Here is a 15,420-nt window from a genome sequence, read left to right on the forward strand (position 1 = left end):
GCCCTGGAAGACGACATCGCCGGGTGGATCGACACCTGGAACGAGAACCCACGGCCCTTCGCCTGGACCAAGACCGCCGACGAGATCCTCAACTCCCTCGCCGACTACCTCACCAAGGTCGGAACCAACAGTCAGGAAACAGAGGAGGACTAACCCTCAGGATTTCTGGTGCATCACACTAGTGCTGTGACCGCATAGGTTCGCCGGGTTGGTAGTCGCGACGGTTGGATGTGCGGTGACGTCCGTTCGACCGCTGGAGGCCCGGTGGCTGAGCCTGTCCGTGTACGCAGACTGGCCGACCAGGAGGGACAGAAGCTGCAGCAGATCGTGCGCCGGGGCAGCACGAGCTCGGTGCGCTACCGGCGCGCGATGATGCTGCTGGCCTCGGTGGGCGGGAACCGGGTGCCGGTGATCGCCCAGTTGGTCCAGGCCGATGAGGACACCGTGCGCGGTGTGATCCACCGGTTCAACGAGATCGGCCTGGCCTGCCTGGACCCTCAGTGGGCGGGAGGCCGCCCCCGCCTGCTCACCCCTGACGACGAGGACTTCGTCATCCGGACGGCCACCACTCGCCCCACCAGGCTCGGCCAGCCCTTCACTCGCTGGTCGATCGATCCAACAGGGAAGGATCGGCTGGTTGGCGGGATTGCGGAAGCCGTGGGCGGCGCGGGCGACGAGCTTGATCACGCGGTTGATGCCTTCACTCTTGGCGTTGCTGTGGCCGGTGGCGATGAACGCGGCGATCTCCTGCCACCAGCGGTCCACCGTGACGGCCAGCCGGCGGACTTCGGGGATCTCGGAGTCTGCGCACCAGGTCAGGTACTTGAAGCGCAGGTGGCCGATGCGGTGGCGGTCGGCTCCGGTGCGGGCGCAGGCGAGCAGGTCCCGCAGCCGTTCCTTGGCGATCCAGGCGGTCAGCAGAGTCATCCCGATCGCCCCGGCGTCGACCAACGCGTTCCACATCGCGCTGAACTGGGCGTCGGTGAGGTCCTCCCGGTTGCGCAGAAGCCGGGGTCGAGCCTTCCACTCCGCGGGTCGCAGGCCCGCCCGCGCCGGCCACGCAGGAGGGCGGTGGCCCGGCGCCGGACGGTGCTGAGCATCTTGTTGGCGAGCTGGACCACGTGGAAGTGGTCGACCACGATGGTGGCGTTCGGCAGTCCGGTGCGGATCGCGGCCCGGTAGCCGGGGGGGACATGTCGATCGCGACGCAGCGGACCTGCCGACGCCATTGCAGCGGGGTGGTGGACAGCCAGGCCAGCACGTCCGAGGGGGCGCGGCCCTCGACCTGCCCGAGCAGGCCCTGGACGCCGAAAGCGTCCACGAAGCCGGTGTGCCATCGGTCGGCTGTGGGCTCCCACCGGCCGGTGTGCGGGTTCTGGCGCCATTGCATGCGGCCCCGGCGGGTCTCGTCGAACCCGAGCACCTCGACCGGTCCGAGGGCCGCAGCCGTCACCGCCTGCCCGGCGGGGCGGAAGGCGTCCATCACCGTGGGCCAGGACAGGCCCAGGTCCCGGGCCGCCTGGACGACCGCATCCCGCACCCGCCGCCCGGCCGTACTCCGCAGCCGCTCGGTGATCCTCGCCCCGGACGGAACCTGGCTCACCTGCTCGGTAAAGCTCCGGCGCGGACAGGCCGGCTCGGTGCAGTACCAGCGGCGCTTGCGCCACACCAGCTCCAGCTTCCGCTCGCCGTGGGACAGATCCCGTGGGCGGGTGTGCACGAAGCCTTTGACGCGTACGGCGAACACCCCACAGGAAGGGCAGGCCCGTGCGGCCTCGTCCGCGGTGGTCAGGTGCACCCTTCGAGTGCCGTCCGCGAGCCGCTCGACCTTCGAAACGGCCAGGCCGTCCAGGTCGAGCAGCAACGTCGTATTGTCGTCCAAGCCGTGTGTCCAGGTGATCAAGCTGCGTAGAGAACAGCCATGATCACCCACGACCACGGGCTTCCTGCGTCCAGGGACCAGACCCAACTCGCCCGATGCTCACGGCCCGTGACGACGCAACAGGCCACCAGCAGTCAGACCCCGCTCAACTTCGAAGACCCGGTTAACATCCCGGTCACCACAGAATGTGAGACAGGGCCTGATTCCCGATAGACGCGGCCCCGGAGTCAGCGGACCATCGCCTGGGCCTGACTGCCCCTTGTTCCCGCTGCGGCTCTGAGCATGCCCTGGGTGTCCGGGGCTGCGACGATGCAGACCTTCGCGCCGAGCGACATCGGGGGGACCGCGACGGCGTTGTGGCCACGAGACTTGAGGGCGGCAATCAGTTCGGCGTCCGGGGCGGACTCGACCACCACCGTGTTGCGGCGGCGGGCGCGGGGGGTGAAGGACGCCGGGACGTGGTCGGTGTGGAAATGCGGTATGTCCGTGGCCTGCTGGAAGCCCATGCCAAAGTCGGCCACCGCCAGGAACGACTCCAGGGTCCACTGGTCCTGCCGGTCGCCGCCGGGGGTGCCGTACGCCAGGTACGGTTTGCCGTCCCGCAGCGCCACCGACGGGCTGAGGGTGGTACGGGGCCGCCTACCCGGAGCGAGTGAATTCGGGTGTCCGGGTACGAGCCACATGGTCTGGCCCCGGGTGCCCAGCGGGAAGCCGAGGCCGGGGACGACGGGCGAGCTCTTGAGCCAGCCACCGCTGGGTACGGCGGCGACAAGGTTGCCCTCCCGGTCGGCGACGGCCACGGTGCAGGTGTCGCCCGGTTTCAGGGAGGCGCGCAGAGCGGCCGCGGGCACGATTGTGGGCAGGCCGTTCTGCAACTGGAGGAACCAGTCGGAGAGCTCCATGTCCGGAAGGGTGTTGGGCTTCACGTCGGGGACGAAGCCGTGCCGGCCGGGTAGGTCCGTGTGCACCGGGTCCAGGGTCGCCGCAGGGCCGATCAGCGCGCGGCGGGCGGCGACGGTACCGGGGTCGAGCAGGGCCTCGATGGTCTCGCGGCCGTCGGGCTGGTCGCCGTACCAAGCCTCCCGGTCGGCGAAGGCGAGTTTCGCGACTTCCGTCAGCGTGTGGATGTACGGGGCGCCGCCGAACTCGTACGAGGTCAGGTCGATGCCCGCCAGCAGGGCCAGTTGCTGGAGGAAGACCGGTCCCTGTGACCAGGGGCCGCTCTTGTGGACCTCGAATTCCCGGTACGCGACGGACAGGCTCTCCTCGACCGGGGCCGTCCATGCTGCCAGGTCCTGCCCGGTGAGCAGGCCGCTGTGGTGGCGCCCGGTGGAGTCAAGGAACGACCGCGTGGCGAATCCGTCGATGGCCTCCGCCACGAAGCCCTGGTAGAAGGCCCGGTGCGCTGCCTCGATCTGGTTCTCCGGGCTGCTTCCCGCCGCCTCGGCCGCCTCGACCAGGCACCGCATGGTCGAGGCGAGCTCCGGGTAACGCATCCGGTCCCCGGTCGCGGGAGCGTTGCCGGCGGCGTCAAGGTACATCGCGCCGGAGCTCTCCCACTCGGTCGCGAACAGCGGCTGCATCGAGCCGATTGCGCGGGCCGCGTCGGCTACCAGCGGGTGTCCTCGTTCCGCGTATCCGATGGCGTCAGTCATGACGTCGCGGAGCGATTTCGTGCCGAATTCCGCGAGCATGCGCAGCCAGGCGCCGAAAGCACCGGGAACGGTGGCGGGGAGCAGCCCGGAGCCCGGTATCTGGCGCAGTCCGAGATCCTGGAAGTGCGCGAGGGTGGCCGCGGCCGGCATCGGGCCCTGGCCGCTGATCACAGACGTACGGCCCGAGCGGGCATGGTGGGCGACGATGCACGCGTCGCCGCCCAGGCCGTTCGAGTGCGGCTCCACCACGGCCAGGACGAAACCGGCGGCCACGGCCGCGTCGAAGGCGTTGCCTCCGTCGTTCAGGGTGGCCATGCCAGCAGCCGTCGCCAGCCAGTGGGAGGAGGACACCGCGCCGTCGGTGCCGAGGAGATCGGGGGGACCTGCTGTCATCGGTGGGTGCTCCCTACGTCTTTTCGTACGGAATCAGCTGGCCGGCCGCCGAGTTCGCGGGCCCGCTCGAAGCAGGTGCGGACCGAGGCGACGACGGCTGGGCGGACACCGTGCCGGTCGAACTCCATGAGGCCGGCGATGGCGGCACCGCCGGGGGACGAGACCCGTTCCCGCAGGACGACGGGGTGTTCACCGGTCTGCGCCAGGAGCCTGCTGGAGCCGGTGAACGTCTGCACCGCGAGGTGCGTGGCGGTGGCCCGGCTCAGCCCGAGTGACACGGCGCCCTCGATCACGGCGTCGGTGAAGGCGAACAGCAGCGCCGGGGCGCCCCCGCAGACGATCGCCGCGGCATCGTGCAGCGACTCGGCGCAGACCAGCACCTCACCGGCGGCGGACATCAGGTCCGTCACCCGGGCGAGCTGTTCCTCCGAGCAGGCGCTGCCGGCGCTCAGCACCGACATGCTGGCGCCGACCAGCGCGCCGATGTTCGGCATCACCCGGACGACGGCGGTGTCCGCCGGGAGGTAACTCGCCACCGCCTCGGTGGTCCAGCCGACGACGACGGACACCACGGCCGCGTCCGGCCGCAGGTGCGGTGCGATCTCCTCGAGGACCCCGGCGAACTGGGCGGGTTTTACGGCCACCAGCACCAGCTCCGCGGACCGCACGGCCTCCGGGTTGGAGGCGATGGCCCGGATCTTGTGCCGCTCGGCGAGCGCGGCGAGACGCTCCGGTGTCCGCGCGGTCACCGTGACGAGGTCGCGCGGCCGGCCGGCCGCCAGCGCGGCCGAGGTGATGGCCTCGCCCATGGTGCCGGCGCCGAGCACGGCGAGTGCCCCGTGCCGGGGAGTGCTGTCAGTCCGATTCTGGGCCATGTGCTGTAACCTCCCGAACTCGGCGGAACGCCAGGGGCAATAGACTGGATACGGCGAATGTCACGGTGCAGGCGATGACCAGGCACTGGAAACCGATGCCATCGATGAGGGATCCCGCGATCGCCGTGCCGACGGGCAGGGTCGCGAGCGAGACGACGTAGTCCCAGGAGGCGACTCGCCCGATCTCCTCGGCGGGAATGTTGTTCTGCAGCGTCGACTCGTAGAGGACCGAGTGGACTCCGGCACCGAGGAGTCCAGCGGCGACGAGTACGAGAACGACCGGCAGCGGTATGCCGCCCAGAAAGGCCAGCACGCACAGCGGAATGGTGAGCGAGGCGCACCATGCGATGATCATGGGCCGTTCCACGGTCAGTTTCTTCGATATCTGTACACCGATGAACGATCCGACGCCCTGGGCACCGACGATCCAGCCGAGGCCGAAGGAGCCGTGTTCTTCGATTCCGCCGACCTGCATGAGGGTGATGGCGACGCCGAAGGCCAGGCTGTGGACCATGGTGCAGAGCATGCAGATGAGCAGCCACCGGCGACGCGCGACCAGTTTCGCGCCGTCGGCGAAGTCCCGCAGGAAAGTGCCGCTCTTGCCTGACGGGGACGTCTCCGCGCGCATCAGCCGGATCGACACCGCCGAGATCACGAAGGTGGCGGCGTTGACGCCGAGGACGACCGCCGGTTCGCTGAGCGCGGCCAGTCCGCCGCCGAGCACCGGGCCGGCGAAGGATGCCGCCGTCTTGACCCCGGCCACCGACGAGTTGAAGGACAGCCGGGTGTCGGCCGTGGTCACCCGCACCTTCAGCACGGACAGCGCCGGCAGGAAGACCCCGCCGACACCACCGTGCAGAAAAAGCAGTACGAGGGCGACGCCGATGCGCCCGGGGCTGAGGAAGCACCACAGAATACCCAGGGTGAGCAGGGTGCGGGCGAGGTCGGAGCCGATCATCAGGGACTGCGGCCGCATGCGGTCGGCCAGTACGCCGCCGAACAGGGTCGCAATCAGCCTGCCAGCTCCGAAAGCGCTGGTCGCCAGTCCGACCTCGGTCGCGCTTCCGTCGTTGAGCAGAATGGCCACAGCGACGGCGACGGGCTGCATCGCGTCGCCGAGCCACGACAGCAGCTGGCCCCGCAACAGCAGCTTCTGATTGCGCTTGTCCTCGGCCTCATCACGTTCGGCCGCGTCAAGGACACGCTCGTTTGCCACGATTCTTATTGCTCCTGAGGTCTTAACGCTCCTGAGTGATGCCGGGGAGATCTGCACGGCGGTGGGTCGCCAGCAAGGTCAGCTTTTCGTGGTCGACTTTTCCGCGACCGTTGAGCGGAAAGGCGGGCGTGGCGATGATCCGCCGCGGCACCATGTGCCTGGGCAAGGCCGCCATGGCCTGCCGCATCAGCCGGGATTCGTCGGCCCGTCCGGTGACGAAGGCCACCAGTTCCTTGTCGAGCCCGGTCTCGACGGTCACCGCCGCCGCGTCGTCGACACCGTCGCACGCCCGCAGCGCCACCTCGACGTCCACGAGGTCGACCCGGTATCCGGTGATCTTGACCTGTCGGTCGACGCGCTGCCGGTAGACCAGCCCCGCCGCGGTACGGCGCACCCGGTCACCGGTGCGGTAGTAGAGATCCGCATGGGCCGCGCGCTGGGTCCCGGCGTCGGCCGGGGCGCCGCCGCTCCGCAGGAAGCGTCCCACGTTGTCGTCGGCGTCGAGATACGTCGTCAGCCGCTGCGGCCCGCGTACGCACAGCTCGCCCTCCGTCCGTCCGACCACCTCCTGCTCGTCCAGGAGCACCGCCTCCAGCCCGGGGTTGACGGAGCCGATCGGCACCGTGTCGCACTCCTCGCGCGGCCACTCCTCCGGGGAGCGCGGCAACTGGTAGTAGCAGCAGGTGACTGTGAGCTCGGTGGGGCCATAGGCGTTGGCGATACGGGACTGGGGTGCCGCCTTGTGCCAGGCGTCGGCCACGTTCCATGTCAGGGGTTCGCCGCAGAACATGCTGTGCCGCAGCGTGGGCATCGAGCCGGCGGCCAGCATGCGTGTCTTCACCGCGAGGGTGACCACCGAGGGCACCGAGTACCAATGCGTCAGCTTCCGCCCGTTCACGTACGCCACGGGCATCCGGCGCTCGGCCGCGCCGGGCACCACCACGGTCGCGCCGCTCACCAGCGTCGTCACCGTGTCGAAGACCGACGGGTCGAACGTCATCGCGAACTGGTGCGACGCCCGGTCGCCGACCGTGATCCCCGACTGCTCCGCCGACACCCTGCAGTACGCGTCGACCGCGGCATGGCTGATGACCACCCCCTTTGGCGCGCCCGTCGACCCGGAGGTGAACAGGATGTACGCGGGGTCGTCCCCCGTGGGCCCGGGACGCTGCCGCCCCGGCCGGCCCTCCGCAGCGAGCTCGCGGGCCGACACCACCCGCACTCCGGGCGGCGCGGTGGCGGGCCGGTCGGCCGGTGTGTCGCCGACCAGCATCGTCGTGATGCCGGCAAGCCGGCAGACCTCCCGGAGATGCCCCGCCCCACTCGACGGGGCCAGCGGAACCACCGGACGGCCGGAGGCCAGCACCGACCAGTACGCGAGGATCGACGTGGCGGACGGGGTCATGCACAGGGCGACCGGGCTGCTCCCGCCGCCCAGGGCCGCGGCCAGGGTGGCGACCCTCTCCCCCATGGCCCGGTAGGAGACGGCACCCTGTGGGTCCTCGAGTGCGGGGTGCTCGGGCCATCTCCCCGACGACTCCTTCAGACGATCGACGACCGTCGTGCCGGTCATCCGAGGCCCTGCTCGCACTCACGGATCACGTCGGCCAGATTTCCCGACGCGAAGAGGGTCTCGATGGGAAAGACGACCGGATAGGCCGACTCGACTACCGTCAATAGTTCGACAGCGGACTGCGAGTCACCGCCCAGGTCGAAGAAATTGTCGACTACGGAGACATTATCGGGCGGATCCGGAAGAACCTTCCGGACGGCACCAAGGATATATTTCGCTATTTCACTCAAGATCTGCCCCTGCACATTCATGCACGAAGTGGCGACGGCTAGTCTGCTGCGGCTTCCCGCAGGCTCCTCGGACGCATGTCCGTCCAATTCTTTTCGATGTACTCCAGGCATTCCGACCGGGTGGACTCACCGAACGCGAGCCGCCAGCCGGCGGGCACCTCGGCGAACACCGGCCACAGCGAGTGCTGGTCCTCGTCGTTGACTACAACAAGGAAACGTCCGTCCGTGTCGTCAAAGGGGTTCGGACTCACTGTCACCATCCTCATTTGCTGGGAAATCGGACTCCGGTCCGGAAGTCGCCGTGGAGGCAGAAGACTCGTACACCCCGGAAACCGGGCGGGGCACCCCGTCAGGCATGGCCCGTCAGCTCGGCGGACACCGCGTCCAGGAAACCCCCCATGGCCTGCGGGCCGATCGCCGACAGGTCGTAGTAGCAGCGCAGTTCGCTCCGGTCGTCGAAGATGTCCAGGTGCACGGAGAGCGGCGCGTGCCCGACGCCGGCCTCGGTGCTGGCTCTCGGTTCCAGGCCGTGCGAACCGAGGCGGAGCCCGCGGCCGTCGGTGACCGCGACGAACGGCATCGCCCGCAGTTGCAGTGCCAGTGCGCCGCGCTCCTTCAGCATCGCCTCCACCGTTCGCGCCGGCATGAACTCCATCCGCATCGTCCGCAGGACGCGCTCCCCAAGCGTCGCCGCGCTCTGCGCCCAATCGCCCCCGACGTCGCAGACGACGGGGAGCGTGTTGGCCGTGGTCGTCACGGCGTTGGGGTCCGGCGAGAACATCCTGCCCCGGAACGGCGAGCGAACGGCGATCCGGCCCGCGTCCTCGGGGGACAGACTCCGGGCCACCGAGTTGAGGACGAGCACGAACAGCGAGACGTGACGGTGCCTCGCGATGACGCCGAGCTGCTCCCGGTCCAGCCCCGGCAGCGGGCGGACCACCGAACAGGCCTCTCCGGGCGAATTCGGCGGAGTGAAGAAGGGACGTACCTGCTCGGCGCCCAGCTCTTGCTCCCAGTACTTGAACACCTCGTCACCCGACGCCTCCGCCCGGGCGCGCTGCCATGCCGCGATGGACCACGGCGCCGTGCTCTCCTCGGGGGCGCCGAGGTCCTCGCCACGGAGGAGGCGGTCGTAGGCGTCCAGCAGTTCGTCCAGCACCCGCTCCAGCGCCGTGCCGTCCAGGAACAGGAAGTCGAGACAGAACGTGAGGTCGATCCCGCTCCGGGTGGGGACGACCTCGATCCGCAGGGTACGTCCGACGCCGTCGCCGAACTCGGCGGGACCGATGACGACACCGCCATTCGCTAGCGGTTCGGCCCGGGCCGGTGCCGGATGCGGATCAGCCGCCTGCCACCAGCCCTCCGGGCCGTGGTGGTGCGCCGACCGCAGCGCGGGATGTCCGGCGACCACACGGTCGTACGCGGCGCACAGGAGGTCGATCTCGACGGGACCGCTCGTGGAGTAGAAGGCCCTCCCGGTACGGGAGGCGCCTGTCCCCGACGCGGGGTCGGACAGGTAACTCTCCTGCCAGAGGGTGACCGGTCCGGACTCCTCGCTCATGCCTGCCTCCCGATGAACTGCCAGCGTGGTTCGAGCACGCAGCCGCGTGCGACCTTCGGCATCAGATGTCCCTGGCCGAATCCGACGAACCGCGCTCCCGTGGCGCACGCCAGATCCAGGCTGCTCAGATAGGTCTGGTGGTAGAGCGTGCGGCGGTGCGGGTGCTCACCGAGACCGACGGTGTGCACGTTCAGATAGTCCCCAAGCCGTGTCGTGAAGATATGAGAGACGGGCACGCCGTCCTGGCTCACGCGGATAGCCCGGTGCTCCCCCGGTCGCTTCCGGAACTCGGCGAGACGCCACGCGGACACCCGTGGGTGCTCCGGGCTCCCATTGCCCGCGCGTACGTGCGCCACACCCGCCGCGGCCGCCTTCGCAACGTCCGGGGAGAGATCGAGGACGCTGTACTCCAGCCCGAGATCCCGCCGGTCGCGAAGATCCCGGTTCCAGTTCTGGCGGACCTTCCGGTCCCGTAGGCCCGCGACGAAGGCGGACGTCGTCGTGCCGGTGGGCAGTCCGAGGATCGCGCAGGGCTCGGTCGGCTGCCCCACCGCCACGCCGGAGAAGCCGGCGGCGAAGGCGTCCCCGTCCCGGGGCCGGACGAAGATCGCGACCGGCGTGGTGCCGTCATACCGGCAGCGCTCGACCGCCCGGGTGACGAGGCCCCGTACGACATCGGCGCGTGATGCCGCGGGGGCCGCCCACACGGCGCACTGCCACTGCGCCTGGCCGCCTCCGATGAGGGTGACCGGTCCGGTGAGACCGCCCATGCCCAGCTCGTCCCGGGACGCCTTGCTGAGCACCTCGATCCGGTGGAAACGGACGACGGCCAGCCCACCGAGGGTCCGCGAACCGTCACGGAGGACCAGTTCCTCGAACGTCCCCCGCGCGTCGATGGCGGCGACGGCAGCCTCGTCCTCGACAAGGTGGCGGCCCACGTCCCACGCGCCCAGGTCCGTCGGCGGCGTACCGGGTGCGGCGGTGTCGATTGAGTCGATCACGTGAGCCCGCCCCGCACTCCCACAGGTCCCGAGCAGGTGGGGTCGGGGTCGGCCGCACCGGCCGACGCGGCCTTCAGACCGTGGACATCGTTCATGGCGTGGTCGCCGCGGGCCAGCGACTTGACCAGCCGGGTGTGGAAGGCGAGATAGGACGCTTCCTGGACGGGGTGCGGGCCGATCTCGCGGTGCAGTTCGTGCAGGTTGACCGATGCGACCGCGGGATACCGGTGGTGCTCGGCGTGGTAGTTCCCGTTCCACTGGAAGAACCTCAGCAGCAACGGGGCGAGCACTGTCCGGGTGTTCCGGTTGACCTCGGGAACCCCCCACAGGCCGTAGTGCTCGGGCAGGCTGAGCCAGCTGATCCACATGTAGCCGCACGCCAGTGGCAGCCAGTAGCCCACCAGCAGCGAGAACGGGAACAGCACGGTCAGCACCAGCACGACGCCCAGCCACGACATCAGCACGGCATTGTCCTGCCGGGCGGCACACCGGTTCGCATCGCTGGTGACACTCGCCGGAAACGATCCGGTGAGCGTCCGCTTCATCCGGCGGACCACGCTCGGCCAGAAGGCCACCGCGGACAGCCCGTGGACGTATTCCCGCAGATTCCGGAACACCGTCTCCGGCTCGGTGTCACCCTCGACGCCCGTGCGCCGGTGATGCACCAGGTGCTGCTGCCGGTAGATGCTGAAGTTGAGGAAAATCGGCGTCGCCCAGGCCGCACCCGCCAGCCGGTTTCCTCGTACGGACCGCACATGGGCCCGGTGGGCGCAGTCGTGGGCGGCGTTGATGAAGCCCGACAGGATGAAGCCGGTGACCGGCACCAGGACGAGCAGCCACCAGGAGAAGGCCGTCGCCACGGCCGTGCCCCAGCCGGCCAGCAGGACCACCACGGCGGCCGCCCGCAGGCTCACCCGGAGGGTTCCTGGAGTCGAGAGCTGCCGCAGCCGATGGATTTTTATCGAGTGGTCGGACGGATTGTTCATGGCTCAGCCTTTCTGCCCGATCGCTGTGCGGAGTTCCCGTTCGAGTCTTTTCGTGGCGTCCGGGTCGGCGGCAAGGAGAAGGCATTCCACGGTCCTTTGCCGGCTCGGGTCGTAACCCACGACGACGACGCCCTCCTTGCTGTCGGGACTGAATCCGAGTCCACTGTCCGCCAGCGTCTCCAGCAGCACGGCGAAATCCCCGGGCGGCACATCCCGCAGGCTCATCAGGTGGTGCCGGGAGGCGAATCCGTCGCCGAGAAGCGCCCGGCCGATCAGATGGAGGGAGAGCCCGCCGCCCAGCCTGGCGTTGACCTCGTTGAAGAACATCCGACCGTCCGGGGTCACGATCCCGTCCACATTGATGTAGCCGCGGTACCCGATGCGGGCGCACAGCTCGACGAGCCTGGAGCAGTACAGGGTGGCTTCCACGAGCTCGTTGCCGGGCAGCCGTGCCGGCAGATGCAGCCCGACCCATTCCATCGCCGGAGGCTCACCCTGGCGCCGCCGGTCGGCCGTGCCGCTGTCGACGAAGGTGAACCGGCCGTCGTCGTGGATCAGGAATTCCTGATAGAAACTGACCTCGTGGTCGTGGTATTCCTCGACGACCAGAGCCGTGTTGACGGAATCGGTCAGTTCCTCCCACAGCGCCTTGGCCTGGATGTGGAGTTCCCCCGCCGCGCGGTACGTCACAAACGTGCCCGCCACGCAGTCCACAGCCTTCGTCGTCACCGCCGCATTGCCTCGGCCGCCGCGGTCGTTGTCCCGTTTGACGATGACCGTTCCGGTGGCCGGGAGCGAGTCGCGCAGGGCACAGGCCAGTGCGGACGCGTCGTGGACGATCGATCCCTCCGGGACCGGTATACCGGCGCCGACGGCGAGCTGCCGGAAATGCGATTTCCGGTTGAGCAGATCAGATCCGTACTCGCTGCCGAAACGGAGCATGGTGCCGAGGGGAATTCCCAGGGCGCGGGCGAGCCGGCTGACTCCCTCGGTCAGCATGCAGGGCTCAAGAACGCACTCCTCCGGCCGGTCGACGGGGGCCAGTTCGTTCCTGATGGCCTGCGCCAGCTCCGGCGACGCCAGCACTTCGTCGGTCAGTAGCGCGTCGTGGACCATCAGCGAGACGGTGTTCTCATCCAGGCCGAGAATCTCGCAGACGTAGCCGAGGAATTCCTTCTCGACGGCACAGGCCGTGACGACGATGTCGTTGTCGCGCAGCATCCACAGCTGCCGGTACACGGCCCGGGGAAACGGCACGTCGAGATTGACGAGCAGGATACGTCGTCCCTGCGCTCGGGCGTGTGTCACAGCGCCCCTCCCATGACGGGCCGGGTCCGGGACAGCGCCCATGTCGTGGTCTCCAGGACCAGTTCCGAGATGGTTCCGTCCTGCTCCGACATGTCCTTGCCCGTCCGGCCGGCCGGAATCGCCGCGTCGTACGGGTCCGGTTTGTCGAGATCGTTCGTGTCGACGTCGATCAGAATCGCCTTGGCCCGGCGGACCATCTGACTGATCATGTCTGCCCGGGGCAGTGGTGTCCGTACGGTGAGAAACGCGCAGTCGAACACCGATCCCCATTGCCTCGGGTGCTGCCGCATGCTCCAGGAGTTCCTCGCCTCCGCGAGGAGGGATGCGCCGCCGGGGACGAGTTTCCGGGCCACCTGGATATGCGTTTTCTGCAGCTGGACAATGGAGTGCCACAGGCGCGTGGTCCCGGTCCGGAATTCCGCATGGCGTCCGGTGAGCAGCATGCGGACCGGGGCGTAGTCCGGGGCCCAGGTACCGCTGAAGGCCGGGTGCAGCCGGCGCAGGCTGGGCCGGATGACGGAGGCGTAGACGTCGACCGGCAGTCGGCTCGTGTACTCAAGCATGGCGGCGTACGCCCGGACCAGCAGCGTCAGTTGCTCCGCCGCCATGTCCCGGTCGATGTGGCCGTCGCGGTGGCCCTCCAGTACGTCGCTCATGAGCCGCCAGAGAATGAATGACATCTGGTGGCCGGTGATCCAGCGGAACCAGTACAGCGTTTCCGGTTCCGCGTCCGCCGTCCGGGCGTCCAGCGGCCGGTAGCGGAGGAGTTCCTCCCACATGTCGGTGACCTCGGCGGCTTCGGCCGGGCCGATGGCCCAGGGGTCCCCGGGCCAAGGAAGGGCCAGGGGTTCGATTCCGTAGCACTCGTCGCCGTAGTCCCACCCCTCCGGTGAGGGACAACTCAGTGACCAGCGGATCAAGGCACCGTTCATGCTGCCCCCTTCGGGAACCAGGAGAACTCGAATTCGAGTCCGTTGACATCGCGGAAGTAGAAGCTCTCCATGCCGTCGTCGTCCACGACGATGTCGGTGGGCTCCTCGCCGGAGGCGAACCGGAACTCTCCGCCGTCACGCAACGCGAACCACTTCTGGCGCCATGCCACCATCTCCTCGTGCGAATCAAGGACAAGGCATATGTGCTGGAACTGCATGGCCTCCGCCGCCTCGGAAACAGGGGTCGCGGCTGGCCGCTCGAAGAGATGTAACCGCAGATTCTGCAGTTCCACCTCGGTGAGCCGGGTGATTCCCGGAAGGCGTTCCCGGGTTAGTTCTGAGAACCTGTCGAGCGTCCAGTTACTGGTCGCGTTGAAGAAGCTGCGGTACCAGTCCAGGGAATTGTCCAGGTCATGTGTCTGGACTGCCACATGGTGGACGGCCGGGCGTTCAACAGTGGTCGGCATCAGTCGTGGACCTCCGGGCTCGTGGCGGCCAGCCGGGAATTGACTGCAAGCCCGATGAGCGAGATCGGCTCGAGACGGGTCATATGACCGTGTGGTACGCCCGTTTCAGTCAGATGAAGTGAGCCCGTTATATAGGGCTTCCATATCTGGAGTTTCTGCACATTGTCTCCGTCGATCGAGCCGAAGAACAGGGCGTCACCGCGGAAGACGTCCGGTTTTGAATCGGCAAACAGTTTCTTGAGGCCGCGATAAACCTCGGCCACGTTCTTGCCCCCGCTTCCCAGCCAGGCCGCTGTCCGATCGGCGTCCGCTGCGGTCCGGCCGAGGGATTCCATGATTTCCGCGAAAATGTCGTCTGGAGTGTCACCGGCGTCCTCGGCGGAATCCTCGTCCCCGGGCAGACTGTCCATGAGGACGAGCAGCTCCACCTCGTGCCCCTGGTCCTGCAACGTGGTTGCCAGCCGGTGGGCGATGACGCCGCCCAGTGACCAGCCGAGCAGGCGGTACGGCCCGTCCGGCGCGACAGAACGGATACGCGCCAGATATGCCTCGATCAGTTCGTCGGCCGTGCCGGGCATCACCGTCGGGTCGGTCAGTCCCGGCGCCTGCAGCGCATAGACCGGGCAGTCCTGCGCCACGGTGCGCAGGAGCCCGGAGTACACCCAGCCCACACCGGCGGCGGGGTGCACGCAGAAGAGCGGGGGCGCGCTACCCGCCCGCATGCGCAGCAGCGGGGAGTACGGGTCGTTCGACCGTTCCGCCGCGAGTTCACGGGCCACCCCGGCCGGGGTGGGGTGGTCGAAGAGGTCCTTGATGGTGAGTTCGACGCCCATCAGCGTGCTGATCCGGGCCGCCAGCCGGAAGACGAGGAGGGAGTGCCCGCCGAGTACGAAGAAGCTGTCGTCGGGGCCGACCTGGTCCAGACCCAGCACTTCGGCGTACAGATCGCACAGCAGCGCCTCGTCCCGGGACGCTGGCTCACGGGCCTCCCCGGTCGCGCCCGCGCCGAAGTCCGGCACGGGCAGGGCGGCCCGGTCCAGCTTGCCGTGGACGGTCAGCGGCAGGACGTCCAGCACCTCCACCCGCGCCGGCACCATGTGCGCGGCCAGGAAGTGCACCACGCGTTCCCGCACCGCCGCCCCGTCCAGCCGTACACCGGGCGCTAGCACGACATATCCCACCAGCCGGTCGTCGCCGGCGCCGACCCGGTGCACCAGGGCGGCCGCGGCCGACACGCCCGGCACGTCCAGCAGCGCGGCCTCGATCTCCCCCAGTTCGATCCGGAAGCCCCGCACCTTCACCTGGGCGTCGGCCCGCCCGACGAAGACCAGTTCCCCGTCC

Annotated in this window: 14 protein-coding genes and 3 pseudogenes; 1 reads left to right on the plus strand and 16 read right to left on the minus strand. The window is 68.9% G+C overall.

Annotated features, from left to right (window positions below; translation table 11 throughout):
- Positions 1-264: 264 nt before the first annotated feature.
- A pseudogene (locus ABT063_RS50715) lies at positions 265-612 on the plus strand (helix-turn-helix domain-containing protein); the annotation flags it as partial.
- An 84-nt stretch (positions 613-696) separates the two neighbouring features.
- Here ABT063_RS50715 and ABT063_RS50720 read toward each other — a convergent pair.
- The 16 genes and pseudogenes from ABT063_RS50720 to ABT063_RS50795 form a co-directional block, all read right to left on the minus strand.
- Positions 697-1,041: pseudogene (locus tag ABT063_RS50720) on the minus strand (transposase); the annotation flags it as partial.
- The gene (locus tag ABT063_RS50725) at positions 924-1,385 is read right to left on the minus strand and encodes a transposase (RefSeq protein ID WP_351068942.1); all 462 of its coding nucleotides are present in this window, start codon (positions 1,383-1,385) and stop codon (positions 924-926) included. The gene ABT063_RS50725 and the pseudogene ABT063_RS50720, both read right to left, overlap by 118 nt.
- A gap of 95 nt (positions 1,386-1,480) precedes the next feature.
- Positions 1,481-1,939 (minus strand): annotated as a pseudogene (locus ABT063_RS50730) (transposase family protein); the annotation flags it as partial.
- 170 nt (positions 1,940-2,109) lie between these two features.
- Positions 2,110-3,930 (minus strand): gamma-glutamyltransferase family protein, encoded by a 1,821-nt coding sequence (locus ABT063_RS50735; RefSeq protein ID WP_351068909.1) that lies wholly within the window; start codon positions 3,928-3,930, stop codon positions 2,110-2,112.
- Positions 3,927-4,805, minus strand: coding sequence for a pyrroline-5-carboxylate reductase (gene proC, locus ABT063_RS50740; protein ID WP_351068912.1), 879 nt, complete (start codon positions 4,803-4,805; stop codon positions 3,927-3,929). Before proC ends, ABT063_RS50735 begins: the two co-directional genes overlap by 4 nt.
- Positions 4,786-6,078, minus strand: a complete 1,293-nt coding sequence (locus ABT063_RS50745; RefSeq protein WP_351068915.1) for an MFS transporter — start codon at positions 6,076-6,078, stop codon at positions 4,786-4,788. The genes proC and ABT063_RS50745 overlap by 20 nt, the downstream gene beginning before the upstream one ends.
- Positions 6,044-7,594 carry an AMP-binding protein gene (locus tag ABT063_RS50750; RefSeq protein WP_351068918.1) on the minus strand — a complete coding sequence of 517 codons (1,551 nt, stop codon included), beginning with the start codon at positions 7,592-7,594 and terminating at the stop codon, positions 6,044-6,046. The genes ABT063_RS50745 and ABT063_RS50750 overlap by 35 nt, the downstream gene beginning before the upstream one ends.
- A complete protein-coding gene (locus ABT063_RS50755; protein ID WP_351068920.1) occupies positions 7,591-7,845 on the minus strand; it encodes an acyl carrier protein in 255 nt (84 codons plus the stop codon). Before ABT063_RS50755 ends, ABT063_RS50750 begins: the two co-directional genes overlap by 4 nt.
- Before the next feature lie 17 nt (positions 7,846-7,862).
- Positions 7,863-8,075 (minus strand): MbtH family protein, encoded by a 213-nt coding sequence (locus ABT063_RS50760; protein ID WP_351068923.1) that lies wholly within the window; start codon positions 8,073-8,075, stop codon positions 7,863-7,865.
- A 98-nt stretch (positions 8,076-8,173) separates the two neighbouring features.
- Positions 8,174-9,385, minus strand: coding sequence for a hypothetical protein (locus tag ABT063_RS50765; protein WP_351068925.1), 1,212 nt, complete (start codon positions 9,383-9,385; stop codon positions 8,174-8,176).
- Positions 9,382-10,386 (minus strand): hypothetical protein, encoded by a 1,005-nt coding sequence (locus ABT063_RS50770; RefSeq protein ID WP_351068927.1) that lies wholly within the window; start codon positions 10,384-10,386, stop codon positions 9,382-9,384. The genes ABT063_RS50765 and ABT063_RS50770 overlap by 4 nt, the downstream gene beginning before the upstream one ends.
- Positions 10,383-11,372 carry a fatty acid desaturase family protein gene (locus ABT063_RS50775; RefSeq protein WP_351068929.1) on the minus strand — a complete coding sequence of 330 codons (990 nt, stop codon included), beginning with the start codon at positions 11,370-11,372 and terminating at the stop codon, positions 10,383-10,385. The genes ABT063_RS50770 and ABT063_RS50775 overlap by 4 nt, the downstream gene beginning before the upstream one ends.
- 3 nt (positions 11,373-11,375) lie before the next feature.
- Positions 11,376-12,680, minus strand: a complete 1,305-nt coding sequence (locus ABT063_RS50780) for a preATP grasp domain-containing protein (protein ID WP_351068932.1) — start codon at positions 12,678-12,680, stop codon at positions 11,376-11,378.
- Positions 12,677-13,612: a 3-methyl-L-tyrosine peroxygenase-related protein gene (locus tag ABT063_RS50785; RefSeq protein ID WP_351068934.1), complete on the minus strand. Its 936-nt coding sequence runs from the start codon at positions 13,610-13,612 to the stop codon at positions 12,677-12,679. Before ABT063_RS50785 ends, ABT063_RS50780 begins: the two co-directional genes overlap by 4 nt.
- Positions 13,609-14,079, minus strand: coding sequence for a VOC family protein (locus ABT063_RS50790; RefSeq protein ID WP_351068937.1), 471 nt, complete (start codon positions 14,077-14,079; stop codon positions 13,609-13,611). Before ABT063_RS50790 ends, ABT063_RS50785 begins: the two co-directional genes overlap by 4 nt.
- Positions 14,079-15,420: alpha/beta fold hydrolase (locus ABT063_RS50795; RefSeq protein ID WP_351068940.1), on the minus strand; the 1,342-nt coding region annotated here is incomplete at its 5' end. The genes ABT063_RS50790 and ABT063_RS50795, both read right to left, overlap by 1 nt.

It is taken from the genome of Streptomyces sp. NPDC002838, from assembly GCF_040295365.1.
Lineage (GTDB): Bacteria > Actinomycetota > Actinomycetes > Streptomycetales > Streptomycetaceae > Streptomyces.